Genomic DNA, 18,018 nt, shown 5'->3' with positions numbered 1-18,018 from the left:
CGATGATCGCCGCCGCGGTCAACTTCTTCCGCGGGGCCCATGTCGGCTTCGTGCTGGCGCGCGAGGGCGCGCTGGCGCTCGTCGACGCCTCCGAGCTGCCGCCGCACCTGCGGCTCGGGCTGCGGATCGTCCGGTTGCTGGAGCGGCCGGCCCTCGGCACCGGCGCGGCGCGGCTCTCGGCCGGCCTGACCCGGCTCGGCCCGTCCTACGTCAAGTTCGGGCAGTTCCTCGCCACCCGCCCCGACATCGTCGGGATGAGCGCGGCCCGCGACCTCGAGATGCTGCAGGACCGGGTGCCGCCCTTCCCGCAGGCGGTGGCCGTGAAGGTGGTCGAGGCCGCCTTCGGCAAGCCGATCTCCGCCCTGTTCGTCGCCTTCGGCGAGCCGGTGGCCGCGGCCTCGATCGCGCAGGTCCACAAGGCGGTGGTCCACGATGCCGACGGCACCCAGCGCACGCTCGCCGTGAAGATCATGCGGCCGGGCGTGCGCGAGCGCTTCCAGCGCGACGTGGAGGTGATGCGCCTCCTCGCGCGCATCGTCCACGTGCTGTCTCCGCAAGCCGAGCGCCTGCGCCCGCGCGACGTGGTCGAGATCCTGGCCCGCTCCGTGACCATGGAGATGGACTTCCGGCTCGAGGCCGCCGCCGCCTCGGAGCTCGCGCAGAACACCGCGGAGGACGACGATTTTCGCGTGCCGCGGCCCGAATGGGAGCTGATCGCCCGCGACGTGCTCACCTGCGAATGGATCGACGGCACCCGCCTCCACAGCGCCGCCGCGCTTCGGGAAGCCGGCCACGACCCGCACGCGATCGGGCGCACGGTGATCCAGAGCTTCCTGCGCCAGGCGATCCGCGACGGGTTCTTCCACGCCGACATGCACCAGGGGAACCTGTTCGTGGACGCCGCCGGCAAGCTCGTCGCGGTGGATTTCGGCATCATGGGCCGGCTCGGGCGCAAGGAACGGCGGTTCCTCGCCGAGATCCTGCTCGGCTTCATCATGCGCGACTACCGCCGCGTGGCGCAGGTCCACTTCGAGGCGGGCTACGTGCCGGCGCACCACTCGGTCGACGACTTCGCCCAGGCGATCCGCGCCATCGGCGAGCCGATCCACCAGCGCCGCGCCGACGAGATCTCGATGGCGAAGGTGCTGACGCTGCTGTTCGACATCACCGCCCTGTTCGACATGAGCACGCGCACCGAGCTGGTGATGCTGCAGAAGACCATGGTGGTGGTGGAAGGCGTCGCCCGCAGCCTCGATCCCAAGCTCGACATGTGGACCTCGGCCGAGCCGGTGGTCCGCAGCTGGATCACCCGCAACCTCGGCCCGGCCGGGCGCCTGGAAGGGGCGGCCCACGCCGCGCGCACCCTCACCGACATCGTCGCCGACGTGCCGGACCTCGCCCTGCGGCTCCGGCGCCTGATCGTCCATGCCGACGAGGCGGGCACGGGCGACGCACGCCGCCTGGAGCGCATCGCCCGCAACGAGCGCCGCAACGCGCTGTGGCAGACGCTGGCCCTGTGGGCGATCGCGGCGGGCGTGCTGGTGGCGGCCTTGCGATAGGCCGGGACGGCGAAGCCGCCCGCCCCAAAGCGTTCCGTCAGGCGGCGCGACCCTGTCGCTGCGCATCCGCGACGGCGGCTGCGCAGGGGTCGATCCCGTGCGTGTCGACGGGGCCCGGGCGGCCGAACAGGTAGCCCTGCACCTCGGCGCAGCCGGCCGATCTCAGGAACGCGAGTTCCGCGACGGTCTCGACGCCCTCGGCGACCACCGGCAGGCCGAGCCCGCAGCCGAGCCCGAGGACGGCGCGCACGATCGCCGCCGTCTGGGCGTTGGTGTCGACGTTGCGCACGAAGGACCGGTCGATCTTGATCCGGTCGAAGGGGAACGCCCGGAGGTTGGCCAGCGACGAGTAGCCCGTCCCGAAATCGTCCATGGCGATGCCGACGCCGAGCGTCCGCAGCTGGCGCAGCGTCGCCACCGCACGGTCGAAGTTGCGGATCAGCGCGGTCTCGGTGATCTCCAGCTCCAGCCGCGCGGCCGGCAGCCCGGTCTCGACCAGAACCGCGTGCACCTGCGGGGCGAAGGCCAGATCGTGGACCTGGACCGCCGAAACGTTCACCGCCACCCGCAGGGGCGACGCCCAGGCCGCGGCCTCGCGACAGGCGGTGCGAAGCACCCACATCCCGATCGCCGAGATCGTTCCGCGCTCCTCGGCCACCGGGATGAAGACGTCGGGCGGGACGAGCCCTCGTGTCGGATGGGTCCAGCGCAGCAGGGCCTCGAAGCCGAGCAGGGCGCCGCCCGCGGCCGCGACCTGCTTCTGGTAGACGAGGTGGAACTCGCCGCGCGCCAAGGCCTGTTCGAGGTCGCGTTCCAAGGCGTGACGCTCGCGCACGGCGATGCCCATCTGGGGCTCGAAGAAGCGGTAGGTCCCCCGGCCCTCGGCCTTGGCGCGGTAGAGCGCCGTATCGGCATGGCCCATCAGGCCCTGGCGCTCCACGGCGTCCTGCGGGCACAGGGCGATGCCGATGCTGACCCCGACGATCGCGTCGGCGGGCCCGCCCGAGGCCTGCGCCGCGAGGGACGCGAGAATGGACTTCGCCAGGCGCTCGGCAGCGTCCGGCCCGGTCCGTCCGGCCATGAGGATGGCGAACTCGTCGCCGCCGAGGCGTGCCAGGATCTGGTCGGGGCCGAGCAGCCCGGTGACGCGGCGGGCGACCCGATTCAGCATCGCGTCGCCGGCCGCATGGCCGAACAGGTCGTTGACCGCCTTGAACCGGTCGAGGTCGAGGCAGAGCACCGCGATCGGAACGCCGGTCTCGACCGCCGCGCCCACGGCGCGATCGAGGCGCGCGTTGAAGGCGGAGCGGTTGAGCAGGCCCGTCAGGGCATCGTGGTGGGCGAGGTACCGGATGTGCCGCTCAGCGTGCTTGCGCTGCCGGATGTCGCGGACCGCCAGGGCATGATGCGGCTTGCCCGCGAAATCGATCCGCCGAAGGATCACCTCCGCCTCGATGACCGCGCCGGCGCCGTCGCGCAGGCTCAGCTCGACCGGCTGCCCGATGACGTAGGGGAGCCGATCCCAGGTCCGGGGCTCGTCGAGGAAGGCGGTGACCGACAGGCCCGTCATCGCTTCGTGCGAGAGGCCGACGAGCCGGCTGAAGCTGATGTTGGCCGTGACGATCCGGCACCGGTCCAGGACGATCAGACCCTCGACCGCCGCGTTGGCGAGGCCGCGCATGCGCACCATTTCCGCGCGCGCGCGACGCTGCTCGCGAAGGCTGAGCGCGTAGGCCGTCGCCGTGAGGACGAACACGATGAGGCTGGCCACCGCGACGGCGCCGGCGAGCCAGCCCGGCGGCATCGCCTGGGGCGACAGGGTCGCCAGCGGGTTCTCGGTGATCGTCACCCCGGCCATGCCCACCCCGTGATGCGCGCCGATCGCCAGCGCGAGCAGGCCTGCGCTGCCGAACAGGGAGGTGAGCGAACGGGCATGCACGGCGATGGAGACGGCGACGGCGGAAAGGAACTCACCGATCAGGATCGACGCGAACACGAAGGCCGGATCCCAGCGCAGACGTCCCGTGACCTCGAAGGCCGCCATGCCGGTGTAGTGCATCGCGGCGATGCCGAAGCCGACCACGACCCCCCCGAGCCAGGACGCCCGCGGCGTCTCGGACAGGGCGATCCGCAGGCCCAGGCCGGTGAGGCCGATCGCGAAGACCAGCGAGAGGACGGTCAACCCGGAATCGTAGGCGCTCGGGATGCTCGGCTCGAACGCCAGCATCGCGATGAAGTGGGTCGCGAAGATGCCCGACCCGCTGGAGATCGCCGCGACCACGAGCCAGGTCGATCGCGCGCGGCCGCTGGCGGTTCCGGCGTGGCGGAGAAGCCGGATCGCGGTCAGCGCCGCGATCGCGCAGATCACGCCCGCCAGGACGACGAGGCGGAGGTCGTGCCGGGCCGTGAAGCAACCGAGGACGGTCAACATGCGCGCAAGTCCGAAATCGCCTCGGCCGAGCCCCGGGCGGCGCGGTTCGATCCTCCGGCCTCTCCCGAACGGATCGAGCCTGCGAGACGACGACGCTGCGTGGTGCGACCTTGGGGCGGTTCGAATAGCAGGTTGCGATAATTTTCTTAAAGATGTCTTGCCGCTCAGATTTCGTGCGTGAGGCGCAAGTCGAGGACGTTGCCTGCGATTTCCGCGTGCGGCGTTCCACTTCCTGTCATCTACGGTGTAAGGAACGAGTACCCATCGGGTGAGGTCAGAAGTTGTAATTCAACTTCTGAGAAGTACGATCCTACACGGCCGCCGTGCGAAAGCCCGCGAAGATATCGCGGCGATCCGGCCCGAAGAAGTTGCGGTAGGCGTTGTCGACCATCCGCCCGCGGGTGATCCAGGCGCCGCCGCGCAGCACCTTTCGCGTGCCGAAGGCGGGCTCGGAATACTCGCGGTAGGCATCGGGCGAGAAACCCGGATAGGGCAGGAAGTCGCTCGCGGTCCATTCCCAGACGTTGCCGATCATCTGGCGGCAGCCCCAGGCGCTGTCGCCCGCTTCGTGGGCGGCCACGTCGACGCAGCCGAGGCGGCCGCCGTCGAGGTTGGCGCGGGTCGCATCCGGTGCCGCCTCGCCCCAGGGATAGCGGCGTTTCGCCTGCCCCATCGCCCCGCCCGGGGTCGGGGCGGTGGAGGCCGCGACCTCCCATTCGGCCTCGGTCGGCAGGCGGCGGCCGGCGAAGGCGCAGTAGGCGGCGGCCTCGTACCAGCCGACATGGACCACCGGCTGGTGCGGGGCGAGGTCGGAGACGCCGTCGAAGCGCCGGACCCGCCAGCCCGCCCCGTCCGGCTGCCAATGCGCGGGGTGCTCCGCCCCGCTCCGGCAGCGCCAGCGCCATCCTTCCGCGTCCCAGAACGACGGCTCGCGATAGCCGCCGGCGGCGACGAAGGCGGCGAACTCCGCGTTGGTCACCGGCGCCCGCGCGATGCGGAACGGCGCGACCTCGACCGGGTGCGCCCACTTCTCGTTGTCGAACACGAACGCCTCGCCCGGCTCGGCGCCAAGCCGGAAGGTGCCGCCGGGGATCGCCGCGTCGCCCGGCCACGGCCCCTCCGCGACCGGGGCGAGACCGGCCGAGGCGGCGAAGGACGGCGCCGGGTATCCGAGCGTCTGGCGCGAATAGGTGAAGGCCTCGCCGTGCATGTCCTCGTGGTAGGTGGTCAGCCCGTAGCGGTAGGCTTCCTCGGCGGTCGGCGGGCCGTCGAGGCGCCGGACCAGCGCATCGTGGACGCGGCCCATGTATCCGAGCGTGACGTCGAGCGGCGGCAGCGCGCGCACCCAGCGGTCGTCGTGGGCGAGCACCGCGGAATTGTAGACCGCGTCGGCATCCGTGATCGCGGGTTCCGCCCCGTCGAGGGCGCGCAGGATGAAGTGCTCGTGGAACCAGGCGAGGTGCCCGATCTCCCACAGCAGCGGGTTGACGATGTCGAGCCGCGGCCCGATCAGCCGCTCGGCATCGAGCCCGGCCACCAGCTCGAGGGTCCGGGCGCGGCTGTCCTCGAGCATCGCGATGAGTTGTGTGGCGTCGGTCATGGCACCCATCCGATAAGCGATCGACCCATGGACATCATCCTGATCACGCCGGCGCCGAAACGTTCGCGGGCCGGCAACCGCACGACGGCCCTGCGCTGGGCCGGCATCCTGCGCCGGCTCGGCCACCGCGTCGTCGTGGCGACCGCCTACGCCGACGCGCCCTGCGACCTGATGATCGCGCTGCACGCCTGGAAGAGCGCCCCGGCGATCGCGCGATACCGGCGCTTATACCCGGAGCGCCCCCTCGTCGTCGCGCTGACCGGGACCGACATCAATCACGATCTCGCCGCCGATCCCGGCACAACCCTGCGCTCGCTCGATCTCGCCGACGCGCTCGTCGGCCTGCACGACCTCGTCGCCGACGCGATCCCGGAAGCCTACCGCGACAAGCTCGCGGTGATCGTGCAGTCGGTGCCGGCGAGCGAGGAGCGCCTGCCGCCCACGACGCGCACCTTCGAGATCCTCGTCGTCGGCCACCTGCGCGCCGAGAAGGACCCGTTGCGCGCCGCGCTCGCCGCCCGCGCCCTGCCGCCCGCCTCCCGCATCCGCGTCGTCCATCTCGGCGGCGCGCCCGACCCGGCGTGGGCGGATCGCGCGCGGGCCGAGATGCAGGCCAACCCGCGCTACGATTGGCGCGGCGAGGTCTCCGGCGCGCGGGTGCGGCGGTTCCTGCGGCGCGCGCGGCTGATGGTGCTGAGCTCGCTGAACGAGGGCGGCGCCAACGTGATCTCCGAGGCGATTGCGGCCGGGCTGCCGATCCTGGCCTCTGAGATCCCGGGCAATGTCGGCCTGCTCGGCGCCGACCACCCGGGCTACTTCCCGGCCGGAGACCAGGCTGCGCTCGCGCGCCTGATGCTGCGTGCGGAACAGGACCCGGCCTTCCTCGAGCGCCTGCGCGCGCACGGTGCGGCGCGTGCGGCCGCGTTCGACCCGGCGCACGAGCAGGAGGCCTGGGCCGTCCTCGTCGCGCGCGCGGCCGGCGCGGCGAGAGCGCGGGCCGCGGCCGGGATTGACGCGGCCCGCCCCGCACCGGCACTCCTTCTGCCATGACCGCAGCCCCCACGTTGCCGCTCGCGAACCGGCGCATCCTCCTCGTCATCGGCGGGGGCATCGCGGCCTACAAGGCGCTCGACCTGATCCGCCGCCTGCGCGAGCGCGGCGCTTCCGTCCGCCCGCTGCTGACCAAGGGCGCGCAGGAATTCGTCACCCCGCTCGCGGCCGCGGCGCTCGCCGGCCAGCCCGCCCATACCGACCTGTTCGACCGGGCCGACGAGGCGGAGATCGGCCATATCAAGCTGGCCCGGGACGCCGACGCGGTGGTGGTGGCGCCGGCCACCGCCAACCTGATGGCGCGGATGGCCACCGGCCACGCCCCCGACCTCGCCTCCACGGTGCTGCTCGCCACCACCCTGCCGATCCTGATCGCGCCGGCGATGAACGTGGCGATGTGGGCGCATCCCGCGACGCGGCGCAACCTCGCGACGCTGCTCGCCGACGGCGTCCGGGTCGTCGGCCCCAATGCCGGCCCGATGGCCGAGCCCGAGACAGGGCCGGGCCGCATGGCCGAGCCGGCCGAGATCGCCGACGCCGCGGCCGCGATGCTCGGGGAGGCCGAGGCGAAGCCCGCCGGGTTCGGCTTCCTCGCGGGTCGCGCCAAGGCCGCCGGGCCGCTCGTCGGCCGCCGCGTGCTCGTCACCTCCGGGCCGACCCATGAGCCGATCGACCCGGTGCGGTTCATCGCCAACCGCTCGTCTGGGCGCCAGGGCTACGCCATCGCCGCCGCCGCCGCCGCCGCCGGCGCGACGGTCACGCTGGTCTCCGGGCCGGTGGCGATCCCCGATCCCGAGGGCGTCGCCGTGGTGCGGGTCGAGACCGCGCGCGAGATGCTGGCGGCGGTCGAGGCGGCGCTTCCCGCCAGCATCGCGGTGTTCACGGCCGCGGTCGCCGACTGGCGGCCCGCCACCGAGACCGGCTCCAAGATCAAGAAGGCCGGCGCGGCGCCCGCCCCGCTGACGCTGGTCGAGAACCCCGACATCCTCGCCACCATCGCCGGACGGACGGAGAACCGCCCCGCCCTCGTCGTCGGCTTCGCCGCCGAGACCGACACGGTGATCGCGCACGCCCAGGCGAAGATCGCCCGAAAGGGCTGCGACCTGATCGTCGCCAACGACGTCTCGGCTGCGGGCGGCGTGATGGGCGGCGCGACCAACACGGTCCACCTGATCGCGCGCGACGGGTCGGTCGAGACTTGGCCGACGCTCGACAAGGACGAGGTCGCGCGCCGGCTGGTGGCACGGTTTTCGGAGTTGCTTCGGGGTTAGGGCCGGTTCGGGTGCCCTACCCTGCCGCCGCCTGCTGCACCGCCGCGAGGCGCGCGTCGTCGGCGGCGATCGCCTGGTAGGCCGGACGCGCCCGGAAGCGTGCGAGGTAGGCCATGATCGCCGGCTCCTCGGGGACGAGCTTGAACGCGGTGGTCCAGCCGAGCGCCGAGCCCCACAGGACGTCGGCGGCGGAGAAGCGCTCGCCGAGGATCCAGGGGCCGGGCGTCAGCATCGCGAGCACCTGGGCCAGCACCGTGTCGTAATCGCCGTAGGCCGACATCATCCGGGGCGGCGGCGCGCGCTCCATCGCCCGGTCGATCACGGCCGGCTCGAAGCACGAGCCGTAGAACACCATCCAGCGCAGGTAGGCGCCGCGGGCCGGATCGGTCGTGCCGGGCGCGAGGCCGGCCTCGGGAAACAGGTCCGCGAGGTAGAGGTAGCAGGCGGCCTGCTCGGCCACCGTCGCGCCGCCGTGGCGGATCGCCGGGACCTTGCCCATCGGGTTGACGGCGAGGTGCGCGCTGCCCTGCTGCTCGCCGGCCTTGAGGTTGATGACGTGCAGCTCGTGCGGCGCGTTAAGTTCCTCGAGCAGCACCCGCACGCCCGTCGAGCGGGTGTTCGGGGCGTGGTGCAGGACGAGTCCGTCGGTCGTGGTCGGCATCGTCGTCTCCGGGGCCTGAACGCTTCGGGCGCACGCTCTGCCGGAGGCCGGCTCCGGTCAAGCCGGCCGTTCGGACCGGATCGGCTCAGACCCGGTACTTGCCGTTGCGCTTGATCAGCACCTGCGTCCCCACCGGCACGCGCTCGTAGAGGTCGACGATGTCCTCGTTGAGCATGCGGACGCAGCCCGACGACATCTGCTCGCCGATGCTCCAGGGCTCGTTGGTGCCGTGGATGCGGAACAGGATGTCGCGGTTGCCCTGGTAGAGGTAGAGCGCGCGGGCGCCGAGCGGGTTGTCGACGCCGCCCTTGCGCTGGCGGTCGATCTCCGGATGGAGGGCGACCATGGTCGTGGTCGGGCTCCAGTCCGGCCAGACGCCCTTGCGGCCGACCCGGGCCTCGCCCTTCCACGAGAAGCCGAGCTTGCCCACGCCGACGCCGTACTGCATCGCCGTGCCGTCGGCCTGGACGAGGGCGAGCTGGCGCTTGTCGATGTCGACGACGATGGTGCCCGGCCGCTCGGGGCCGGAATAGCTCACGACCTGCCGGCGGTACTTCGGATCGAGGCGGTTGGTGTCGACCAGCGGCACGTCGAACGGCTTGTCGGGCATCGAGCCGACATACCACGCCGCCTCCTCGTCGTTGGCGGCGAGGTTCACGGGCCCGCGCTGGTTGCAGGCTGCGAGCGGCGCGATGAGGACCGCAGCGAGGAGGATCCGGCGGAGGGGCATGGGGCCTCACGAGGCGAGGAAGCGTTCGGATCATGCCTACCGCCTCGCCGCCCCCCACGATGTGACTTTTGCGTCTCAGGTTGGATGAAGCGCCCGGCACGATTGCCCGGATTTCGCCTCGTTCGGCCGTGGCTTGCGCCCTAACTCTCTCGGATCGGTTCCGAGACGAGGCGCATCATGGCCGACACGCTCACCCTTCCCGAGATGCAAGGCGCATTGCCGGAGACGCCGCTGCGCCCGGCGATCCATCTGGACCATTGCGTGATCCACGTCAGCGACTGGACGCGCGCGAACGCCTTCTACGGCGACGTGGTCGGCGCCGAGATCGTCCCGGCCGGCGCGGGCTTCGCGTACCGGCTCGGCGGGGTGCAGCTGAACTGCCACGGCCCCGGGCTGTCCCCGGAGCCGCTCGCCGAGAAGCCGGTGATGCCGGGCGGCAGCGACCTGTGCTTCCGCTGGTCCGGCACGATCGAGGAGGCGATGGCGCACCTGGCCGCGCACGGCGTCCCCGTCGAGCTCGGCCCGGTGGAGCGCCACGGCGCGGCCGGGCCCGGGACCAGCATCTACTTCCGCGATCCGGACGGGTCGCTGATGGAGTTCATCACCTACCCGGCGCCGTGACGCCCGATCGCGCGATCTCAGGCGCGGCTCTGCGCGAGCGCTTGGTTCGTCTGCTCGAGGCGCAGGGCCAGCTCGCGCATCAGCGCGATGCTGATCTGCGGAAACTGCGCCAGCAGCTCGAGGAACACGCCGCGGTCGATGCGCAGGGCGGTGGCCGCCGTCTCGGCCGTGACGGTGGCCGAGCGCGGCTGGTCGGCCAGGATGCCCATCTCGCCGACCAGGGCGTTGGCCCCGAGCAGGGCGAGACGCACCGGCCCCGCGGCCCCGTCGATGGTCACGGCGGCGCTGCCCTCCAGGATGAGGTAGGCGGCATCCGCGACGTCGCCGCGGGTGAAGAATTGCTGGCCCGCCTCGAAATGCACCCGCTCGCTGGTGAAGGCGAGCAGCTTCAGCCGCGACGGCTCGACCTCGCGGAACAGCGGCACCTGCCGAAGGGAGGTAACCTCCGTATCGAGGGTCATGGGTGGAACTCCGCACCGCGCCGGATCTCGTGATGGCGCCGGCCGCCTCATCCATGCGGCTTGCGGCGATCTTGTCCAGCCCTCCCGTCCCGGCGGCACGCTGCGACGGCGTGACCCGGATGCCCCGTCGAACGCGATCGGGCATGCAGGCCCCCACCGGAGGTGCCATGCGCCGCGCCCGCCATCCTCGCTTCGCCGCGCTCCTCGTCGGGATCGCGTTCGCCGCCACGCCGGCCGCCGCCCGCCTGAACCGGACCGAGCTTGCGCGCGTCGCGGTCGTGCCGCCTCCGGGCGCCCGTGTTCCCCTCGATCTCGCCTGGAACGATGCCGCGGGCGACCGGCCGACCACGCTGGGCAAGGCGCTCGGCGGCCGGCCGACCCTGCTGCTGCCGGTGGACTACACCTGCGGCAACGTCTGCGACCCGATGCTGACGATGTCCGGCGCGGCCTTGGCCGCAACCGGCCTCGTCGCCGGCCGCGACGTCAGCCTCGTCCTCGTCGGGATCGACCCGCGCGACGACGCGGCCGCGGCGCGGCACATGCTGGAGACCGAGCTCGGGAACCCGGGGCTTTCGGCGCAGGCGGCCGCGCTGGTGGGCGATGCCGCCGCGGTCGATCGGCTGACGCAGGCGCTCGGCTACCGTTTCGTCTACGACGCCGGCACCGACAGCTTCGCACACCCCGCCGCCGCGATCCTGCTCACCGGCGACGGCCGCGTCGCCCGCGTCCTGTCGCCGCTGGCGCTGAACGGCAGCGACCTGCGGCTCGCCCTCGTCGAGGCCGGCGAGGGCCGGACCGGCAGCGTCGCCGACCGCCTCGTCCTGCTCTGCTACGGGTACGATGCCGCGACCGGCGTCTACACGCCGATGATCCGCCGCGTCCTCAGTTTCGCCGCCGCCGGGACGATCCTCGCGATGGCGATCGGGATCGTCCTGCTCAGCCGCCGGCCGCGGCAGGTCTGAGGCCGCTCAGCGCTTCGTCGCCAAGCCGGATTTCTCGGCGCTCGGCGGCTCGCGGCCGGCGCTGGCGTTCGGTTGGGGCGAATCGATCGGCTCGACCTGCGTCGTCGACGTCGCACTGCCCTCGTCCGCGGGCATCGGCGGAAGCGCCCGCGTGTTCGGCTTCGGCGCGGCCTCCGGCGAAACCTTGGTCGCACCGGAGACCATCTCGCGATTCGTCATGCTCGAAAAAACCTCGTTCGGGGCAGGCGCTGAATTGTCGTTTGCCCCACCGCTGTCTTCCAACGCCAGCGCACCGACGTGGTTGCGGCTAAGCTTGTCGCGGAAGCGTGAGAGGAACCTTCGGATACTGGCGAAGGTTGTGAAAGGGTGAAGAGAAGCCTGAGGAGGAGCTGATGGCATCCGGTAATTCAACCTCGAAGCGAGGTTTTGCGTCGATGGATCTCGAGCGCCAGCGCGAGATCGCCAGCAAGGGTGGCCGCAGCGTGCCGGCTGAGAAGCGTTCGTTCTCGCAGGACCGCGAGCTGGCCTCGACGGCCGGCCGCAAGGGCGGTCAGGCCACCGGTACGGGCCGCGACGGCGCCGAGTGATCGACCGCCCTTCGAGACGCGCGGCGTCTGCCCTTCGCTGGGCAGGCGCCTTTTTTATGTCCGCTTCCATGCCGCACAACGCGAAGGCCCGCTCCAGAGCATGGAGCGGGCCTTCGCGTTGTGCACCGTAAGCCGGTAGGCTATCGGTGTCGCCTCAGGAGATGCAGCGGCCGGGGATCATGCGGCGGGCTTCGGGGCCGACCAGCGAGCTGAGCGCCGCCTCGCAGCCCTCGCGCATCATCCGACGCGGCTTGAGCGGCGGCTTGGTTCCCATCTCCTGCGCCGTGTCCGACGCGGCCGGGACGGCGCGGTTCGGCTCGGATTGCAGGCTCGCCACCCGGCTCGGCCGGATCGCGATCGAGACCGGGCGCATGCCCGGCAGGGGGCGTGCTTCGAATGCGGCCGGACCGGGGGCGGCGACCGTTGTCATGGGGACCCATTGGTCCGCGCTCGCCTGGACCATCGGGTGGACGAGCAACGTCAGGATGGCGGCCGGTGCGCTCACGCCGAGAAGGAAGCCTGACCGAAGCATCGTCGTGGTCTCCGAATGGGAGCTTGACAGGATGAACGGAAAACGCGTCTTCCATGATCCGGTTCCGTCACGGCCTCGCTTTTGACGAAATCAGTATTCGGCAACAGTTTCTCGCGGTGGTGCCGGGCACGCGGAACCTTGTCCACAGCGACCCGGAGTGGCGCGGACGCCACAGGCGTCGAAAAACGGTTCGCGCCCGGAACCTGGTTCGCGCACGCCCGTTGATCGAGCACCCGGCCACCTGGTCCTCCCCGCATTCCCCTTGTGCATCGGCCGGAACCTCATCCACGGGTCGGAGATTTCTCCGGCCCGTTTTTTTATGCCTGGACCGATGTCCTTGGCGGGCAATAAAAAACCCCGGCTCGTCGCCGGGGTTTTTTCGTTCTGCGGATTGGTACGGAGGCGGTTGTGGACCGCCTCCCGGTCAGGCCGACTTGGCTTCACGCCGGCGTGCCGTCTGCTGGAAGAACAGCGCCTGGCTGATGACGGCGGAGACGTTGGCGGGCTGGAACGGCTTGGCGATGAGGAAGGCCGGCTCCGGGCGCTCGCCCGTGAGGAATCGCTCCGGGTAGGCGGTGATGAAGATCACCGGGACCTCGAAGGTCTTCAGCAGGTCGTTGACGGCATCGAGGCCGGACGAGCCGTCCGCGAGCTGGATGTCGGCAAGGATCAGGCCCGGGCGCTTGCTTTCGGAGGCGATCTTGACGGCCTCGGTGCGCGTGCGGGCGACGCCGATGACGTTGTGGCCCAGGCCCTCGACCAGCGCTTCGAGGTCCATCGCGATCAGCGGCTCGTCCTCGATGATGAGGATGTCGGTGGCCATGTCCGCGGCGAGCTCGCGTCCCGCCTCGTCGACCAGGTCGCGCACCTGGCTGACGTCGACGTCGAGGATGATCGCCGCGTCCTCCTCCGAGAAGCCTTCGAGGCAGGAGAGCAGGAAGGCCTGGCGCGGCAGCGGCGTGATCTGGCCGAGCCGCACCTCGGCGGGGAGATCGTGCTGCACCTGTTCGCTGCGGCCGTTCACCGAGAGCGAATTCCAGATGCGAGTGAACACCCGGAACAGGTCGGCCTTCACGTTCGTGCTGCGGCCGAGCGTATCCGGCTCGTTGACCAGCGTCTCCAGAGTTGCCGCGACGTAGGCGTCGCCCGCCACCTGGCTGCCCGTCAACGCGCGCGCGTAGCGCCGCAGGTACGGCAGGTGCTGCACCACGAGTTGCGATGTCGACATACGATCCCCTGTGCCTTGTCGGCCTGCTATTCAACCTGCCGCCCCAACGCGGGGCATCCGACTCCGTTCCGGCAGGGCGCGGAACCGCTTCTGGCCGGAGGCGTTGCTGGTGCAGCCATGGCGTATGTCGCGCGGCAAGACAATGCGCGTGTGCCTCATGCACAGATGCCGCGAACGGCACCGGGGGACGTGAGGATGACCGACGCTGCGAAGGCGGGGAGGCCGATCGGCAATGCCGGCCTGAGGCCCGTCGGGGAATCGGGGCCCGCGGGCTCGAAAGCCGAGAAGCGCGAGCATGGATCGTCGCGGCTCAGCGACCAGGCCCAGGCGCGCATCGGCCACAACCTCCGCTGCCTCTACGACGGTCTCGTCCAGCAACCCGTCCCGGATCGATTTCGCGAGCTCATCGAGCGTCTCGATGCGAAGGAGCCGAAGTCGCCCTGAGGCGCTCCGGCTCCATCTTCTGCAGTTCCTGTGGCGCGGGAAGCGCCCGCAGGACGCGAGCTCGGCGTCAGAGCGTGGGGGAGCGGCCGCGCATCAGGCCGATCACGGCCGAGATAGCGAACAGCACGATCGCGACGAAGAACACCAGCTTGGCGGCTTCCATCGCCGTGCCGGCGATGCCACCGAAGCCGAGCAGAGCGGCCACGAGGGCCACGACGAGGAACGTAACGGCCCAACCGAGCATCTGCGTTATCCTTGACAACATGGACGCGGGCTTGGCCGCGACCTTCTGACATCCCAAACGTCAAGTCGTTGTTTCGGTTCCGCCGCTTCGAATGCCTGCACACACGAAAAATCGAGCGCCTCGGATCCGGTGCCGATCGATCGCCGAAATCGTCGCCCGCCCCCTCGCGCCGGTGCGCATGTCACGCCATATTGCTCTTCGTTGGACACGAGGCCGCAGCCGGAACGGAGCCGTTCCGAACGGCGTTCCTCAGTCCAGGTCCGAAACCAGAGAACAGCGATGAGAAAAGCGTCCGCCCTCGTCCAGCGCCTCACCGATATCGTCAGCTCCGCCGCGGGTGCCGCGGCACGCGGCGTCGAGGAGGTCCTGGGTGCGCTGGCCCCGAGGCCCGAGCCGCGCCTGGTTCCGATCCGGGTCCGGCCAAACGGTCCCGCTCATCGGCATTGATCGCCGCCGGAGTCGATCCGTCGCTGAGCAAGCCGCCCTCCGGGGCGGCTTTTTTCATGCGCCGTCCACCGGATTCCCGCGGCGGAGGCTCGAACGCGCCGCGCACCGCCCACCGGGCAAAGCCGACGAGCACGGCCTCGCGACAGGTCCGCCAAGTCGAGCCGCCTGCTGGTGTCCTCATAATAGGCCGCTCGAGGGGCCAATACCTGTGCCTGATCGCTGCGATGTTGTGATCGTGTCGGTTGTCTTCCGCACTTGCCGCCCCGCTTAACGAACCTTTAAGTCGGCCTCGCTCGCCCAGGCCACCGCCGGGCCGGCATGCCGCATGGGCTGAGACCTGACGAGACATGGCGTTCTGGGCGCGCTGGCAGAGGTTTTACGGCTCCGGGGGAACGCGGCGGCAGATGATCGGGACCGCCGCGGCGGGGCTGATCCTCGGGCTCGGCAGCGTCACGATCGGATCGAGCCTCGTCCAGGCCTCCGAGCGCGGCGGCCTGCTCGACTTCTTCCAGGAACTCTTCGCGCCCGCCCGGCCGCAGCCCGCGCCGCCGGCGCACCGCCCCGGCCGCTACGCCAACCTGCCCGACGGCCGCCGCCTTGGGTATTCGCGCCCGGTCTACCATACCCCGCGTCCCGTGGCCGACCTCCCGCTCGGCCGGTCGCGTCGCAAGCGGGCCCGCGCGGAGCGCGTGACGCGGGTCGCCGTCGCCTCGGCCGGGCGTCGCACGGTCTGCGTGCGGATGTGCGACGGCTATCTCTTCCCCCTCGGCAATCTCGGGGCACGGGCCGACATGCCGGTGCACGAGGCGGCCTGCGCCGCCGCCTGCCCGGGGGCGCCGACGAACGTCTACACCCTCGGCGCCCGCGAGACCGAACTCGACCGTGCGATCAGCCCGCAGGGCCTGCCCTACCGGGCCTCGGCTCTGGCCAACATCTACCGCCAGCGGCGCGTCGAGAACTGTTCCTGCCAGGCCGCGCCCGGCACCCCGCCCCTGCCGCTCGCCGGCGATCTCACCCTGCGCAAGGGCGACGTCGTCGCCACCCGCGACAGCGCCGACGTGGTGACGCGAAACCGGTCGGGCTCTGTCGCCCTCGTCGACTTCCGGCAGGCCGCGATCACGCGGGGCCAGAGCCGGCGGATCGAGGCGAAGGTTGGCGCGATCCGCCGCGACGCCGAGGCGCACGCCTTCCGCCGGACGCTGCGCACGGCCGAGCGGGCGAGCCTCGTCCAGGTCGCCTCGGTCGGCGACGGCTTCCGCATCCCCGAGCGCGCCGCGATCAACCAGAACCCGATCCGCGTGGTCACGCCCTCCCCGTTCCGTTGACGTCCTCGCGCTTCGGATTGTCCGCCGCCGCGCGTTCGCGTAGCTCCGGGCCGACCGCGCCGGTCGGGATCGAAAGGAGCCTCGGATGGCGGACACGGATGCCGGTACCGATGCGCCCGACTTCGACACGGTGATGCCCGCGAGCGGCCGCCTGGAAACGTTGAGCCCCCTCGTCCGCCGCCGGGTCGCGCCGAACGGCGGCCCGTTCACCGCGAGCGGGACCTGCACCTACGTCGTCGGGTACGGACGCGTCGCGGTGATCGATCCGGGGCCGTCCGATGCCGACCACGTCGAGGCCCTGCTCGCCGATCTCGGCCAAGAGTCGGTGGCGGCGATCGTCGTCACCCACACCCATCGCGACCACTCCCCGGGCGCCCGCCTGCTGCAGGCACGCACCGGCGCGCCGATCGCCGGCTGCCTGCCGCATCGGGCTGCCCGCGCGCTCGGCGCCGGCGAGATCGGCCATCTCGATGCCGCCGCCGACCGCGACCACGTCCCCGACCGGCCGATGCACGAGGGCGATGCGCTCTCCGGCGAAGGCTGGACCCTCGTCGCGGTCGAGACGCCCGGCCACACCATGAACCACCTCGCCTTCGCCCTGCCGGAGGAGGCGGCCTTGTTCTCCGGCGATCACGTCATGGCATGGTCGACCAGCATCGTCGCGCCGCCGGACGGTTCGATGCGCGCCTACATGGATTCGCTCGACAAGCTCAGGGGCCGCGACGAGACCATCTACTGGCCGGGCCATGGCGGCCCGGTGCGCGATCCCCGGCGCTTCGTGCGCGGGTTGGCCAACCACCGCCGCCACCGCGAGGCCTCGATCCGCGCGCGCATCGCCGCCGGCGACGACACCATCCCGGCGATCGTCGCGGCCACGTACCAGAACCTCGATCCGCGCCTGCGCGGCGCGGCGGCGCTGTCGGTGTTCGCCCACCTCGAGGATCTCGTCGCGCGCGAGCTGGTGGCGACGCAGGGCGCGCCGCGCCTCGACGGGATCTTCGCACCGGGCCCCTCGCCGGCCGGCTGAGGCGCGAGACCGCCCGCCGCGCGCGGCCGCTCGACGCTACTTCACGGCGAGCGCGAGGTTCGCGACCTCGTCGAGATAGGCCCGGATGCGGTCGGCGTTGACGCCGAAATCGCGCGTGCCCAGCCGCGAGGCGGAGCGGACGTCGATGCGGGCACCGTCGGCACGCGGCCGGACGCGGATGGTGACGTCGTCGGGCAGGTTGAGGATGAGGCTGCGCGAGACCGCCTCGATCCGGCCGTTGCCGGTCCGCCCGCCGGGGCGGATCGCCTCGACGATCTGCCACTTGCGGTTCACCGCCGCCTTGCGCGCCAGCTCGAACGCCTCGTCGGCGTCGATGTCGAGGGTCAGCGGCGCGATCTGCGGATAGGCGGCGCGCTGCCGTTCGCGGGTCGGGAGGTCGGAATCGGCGGGGTAGCGCCCGTTCCGGGCGGCGAACGCGGCGCGCGAGCGCGAGAACGCCGGAGGGTTGTCGATGTCGGTGGTCACGTCGGTCAGCGCCGGCAGCCGGAAGCCCCGCAGCGCCGCGTAGGCCGGGTAGGCGAGCACCAGCATCGCGAGGACCAGCCCGCCGAGCGCCGCACCGAGACCGCGGGCGCCTTCCCGCCAGACCCGGACGAAGGCGAACCCGGCGAGCGCGACGGCCAGCACCGCGACGCCGAGGCCCGCGGCCAGCGTCGCCAGCGCCGGCCCGGCCTCCGTACGGGGATCGCGGACCAGCACGATCGCGATGCCGGACACGATGAGCGAGAACAGGGCGGCCCACCGGGCCAGGGGGCCGGCGCGGGTGACGGGTTCCTCGACGAGAAGGCGGCGCATGGCTGGTGTCTGGCTTCGGGGT

General features: G+C 71.7%; 19 protein-coding genes. 9 read left to right on the top strand and 10 right to left on the bottom strand.

Features of this window, described 5'->3' with window-relative positions; translation table 11 throughout:
• Positions 1-2 precede the first annotated feature (2 nt).
• Positions 3-1,559 carry a 2-polyprenylphenol 6-hydroxylase gene (gene ubiB, locus MKK70_RS08680; protein ID WP_243946940.1) on the top strand — a complete coding sequence of 519 codons (1,557 nt, stop codon included), beginning with the start codon at positions 3-5 and terminating at the stop codon, positions 1,557-1,559.
• A 37-nt stretch (positions 1,560-1,596) separates the two neighbouring features.
• Here the strand turns inward: ubiB and MKK70_RS30570 are convergent, their stop codons facing one another.
• Both MKK70_RS30570 and senA read right to left on the bottom strand, forming a co-directional pair.
• Positions 1,597-3,990: an EAL domain-containing protein gene (locus MKK70_RS30570; RefSeq protein ID WP_279603566.1), complete on the bottom strand. Its 2,394-nt coding sequence runs from the start codon at positions 3,988-3,990 to the stop codon at positions 1,597-1,599.
• 310 nt (positions 3,991-4,300) lie between these two features.
• A complete protein-coding gene (gene senA, locus MKK70_RS08660; RefSeq protein ID WP_243946929.1) occupies positions 4,301-5,590 on the bottom strand; it encodes a selenoneine synthase SenA in 1,290 nt (429 codons plus the stop codon).
• A 27-nt stretch (positions 5,591-5,617) separates the two neighbouring features.
• On the opposite strand from senA, the gene senB reads away from it, so the two are divergent.
• Positions 5,618-6,640, top strand: coding sequence for a selenoneine biosynthesis selenosugar synthase SenB (senB, locus tag MKK70_RS08655; protein ID WP_243946913.1), 1,023 nt, complete (start codon positions 5,618-5,620; stop codon positions 6,638-6,640).
• Complete coding sequence (gene coaBC, locus MKK70_RS08650; RefSeq protein ID WP_243946911.1) at positions 6,637-7,911, top strand: bifunctional phosphopantothenoylcysteine decarboxylase/phosphopantothenate--cysteine ligase CoaBC; 1,275 nt, start codon at positions 6,637-6,639, stop codon at positions 7,909-7,911. The genes senB and coaBC overlap by 4 nt, the downstream gene beginning before the upstream one ends.
• Positions 7,912-7,927: 16 nt before the next feature.
• Here the strand turns inward: coaBC and MKK70_RS08645 are convergent, their stop codons facing one another.
• Both MKK70_RS08645 and MKK70_RS08640 read right to left on the bottom strand, forming a co-directional pair.
• Positions 7,928-8,572: a glutathione S-transferase family protein gene (locus MKK70_RS08645; RefSeq protein WP_243946901.1), complete on the bottom strand. Its 645-nt coding sequence runs from the start codon at positions 8,570-8,572 to the stop codon at positions 7,928-7,930.
• Between the two features lie 85 nt (positions 8,573-8,657).
• Complete coding sequence (locus MKK70_RS08640; RefSeq protein WP_147727392.1) at positions 8,658-9,302, bottom strand: L,D-transpeptidase; 645 nt, start codon at positions 9,300-9,302, stop codon at positions 8,658-8,660.
• A gap of 177 nt (positions 9,303-9,479) precedes the next feature.
• Between MKK70_RS08640 and MKK70_RS08635 the strand changes: the two genes are divergently transcribed.
• Positions 9,480-9,923, top strand: a complete 444-nt coding sequence (locus MKK70_RS08635; RefSeq protein ID WP_243932091.1) for a VOC family protein — start codon at positions 9,480-9,482, stop codon at positions 9,921-9,923.
• Between the two features lie 17 nt (positions 9,924-9,940).
• Here the strand turns inward: MKK70_RS08635 and MKK70_RS08630 are convergent, their stop codons facing one another.
• Entirely contained in the window at positions 9,941-10,384 is a 444-nt protein-coding gene (locus MKK70_RS08630; protein ID WP_147727394.1) for a cyclic nucleotide-binding domain-containing protein, read from the bottom strand.
• A gap of 167 nt (positions 10,385-10,551) precedes the next feature.
• On the opposite strand from MKK70_RS08630, the gene MKK70_RS08625 reads away from it, so the two are divergent.
• Entirely contained in the window at positions 10,552-11,346 is a 795-nt protein-coding gene (locus MKK70_RS08625; RefSeq protein ID WP_243946898.1) for an SCO family protein, read from the top strand.
• A gap of 6 nt (positions 11,347-11,352) precedes the next feature.
• Here MKK70_RS08625 and MKK70_RS08620 read toward each other — a convergent pair whose 3' ends face one another.
• Positions 11,353-11,565: a hypothetical protein gene (locus MKK70_RS08620; protein ID WP_243946896.1), complete on the bottom strand. Its 213-nt coding sequence runs from the start codon at positions 11,563-11,565 to the stop codon at positions 11,353-11,355.
• A gap of 173 nt (positions 11,566-11,738) precedes the next feature.
• Here MKK70_RS08620 and MKK70_RS08615 point away from each other — a divergent pair, with 173 nt between their 5' ends.
• Positions 11,739-11,933 carry a general stress protein gene (locus MKK70_RS08615; protein WP_147727396.1) on the top strand — a complete coding sequence of 65 codons (195 nt, stop codon included), beginning with the start codon at positions 11,739-11,741 and terminating at the stop codon, positions 11,931-11,933.
• Positions 11,934-12,087: 154 nt separating this feature from the next.
• On the opposite strand, the gene MKK70_RS08610 is transcribed toward MKK70_RS08615, so the two are convergent.
• Together MKK70_RS08610 and MKK70_RS08605 are read right to left on the bottom strand one after the other, a co-directional pair.
• A complete protein-coding gene (locus tag MKK70_RS08610; RefSeq protein WP_243946894.1) occupies positions 12,088-12,465 on the bottom strand; it encodes a hypothetical protein in 378 nt (125 codons plus the stop codon).
• Between the two features lie 424 nt (positions 12,466-12,889).
• On the bottom strand, positions 12,890-13,693 hold the full coding sequence (locus tag MKK70_RS08605) for a response regulator (RefSeq protein WP_147727398.1): 804 nt from the start codon (positions 13,691-13,693) through the stop codon (positions 12,890-12,892).
• A gap of 195 nt (positions 13,694-13,888) precedes the next feature.
• On the opposite strand from MKK70_RS08605, the gene MKK70_RS08600 reads away from it, so the two are divergent.
• Positions 13,889-14,137, top strand: a complete 249-nt coding sequence (locus tag MKK70_RS08600) for a NepR family anti-sigma factor (RefSeq protein ID WP_313898882.1) — start codon at positions 13,889-13,891, stop codon at positions 14,135-14,137.
• A 67-nt stretch (positions 14,138-14,204) separates the two neighbouring features.
• Here MKK70_RS08600 and MKK70_RS08595 read toward each other — a convergent pair whose 3' ends face one another.
• On the bottom strand, positions 14,205-14,381 hold the full coding sequence (locus MKK70_RS08595) for a DUF1328 domain-containing protein (RefSeq protein ID WP_003599466.1): 177 nt from the start codon (positions 14,379-14,381) through the stop codon (positions 14,205-14,207).
• A gap of 851 nt (positions 14,382-15,232) precedes the next feature.
• Between MKK70_RS08595 and MKK70_RS08590 the strand changes: the two genes are divergently transcribed.
• Both MKK70_RS08590 and MKK70_RS08585 read left to right on the top strand, forming a co-directional pair.
• Positions 15,233-16,153: a DUF2865 domain-containing protein gene (locus MKK70_RS08590; protein WP_243946892.1), complete on the top strand. Its 921-nt coding sequence runs from the start codon at positions 15,233-15,235 to the stop codon at positions 16,151-16,153.
• Between the two features lie 85 nt (positions 16,154-16,238).
• Positions 16,239-17,180, top strand: a complete 942-nt coding sequence (locus MKK70_RS08585) for an MBL fold metallo-hydrolase (protein ID WP_243946890.1) — start codon at positions 16,239-16,241, stop codon at positions 17,178-17,180.
• A 36-nt stretch (positions 17,181-17,216) separates the two neighbouring features.
• On the opposite strand, the gene MKK70_RS08580 is transcribed toward MKK70_RS08585, so the two are convergent.
• Positions 17,217-17,996: a DUF1499 domain-containing protein gene (locus tag MKK70_RS08580; RefSeq protein WP_243946888.1), complete on the bottom strand. Its 780-nt coding sequence runs from the start codon at positions 17,994-17,996 to the stop codon at positions 17,217-17,219.
• Positions 17,997-18,018 lie beyond the last annotated feature (22 nt).

The organism is Methylobacterium sp. E-041, from assembly GCF_022829665.1.
Lineage (GTDB): Bacteria > Pseudomonadota > Alphaproteobacteria > Rhizobiales > Beijerinckiaceae > Methylobacterium.
The sequence above is the reverse complement of the archived record's forward strand: the minus strand, read 5'-3'. Positions and strand labels throughout refer to the sequence as shown.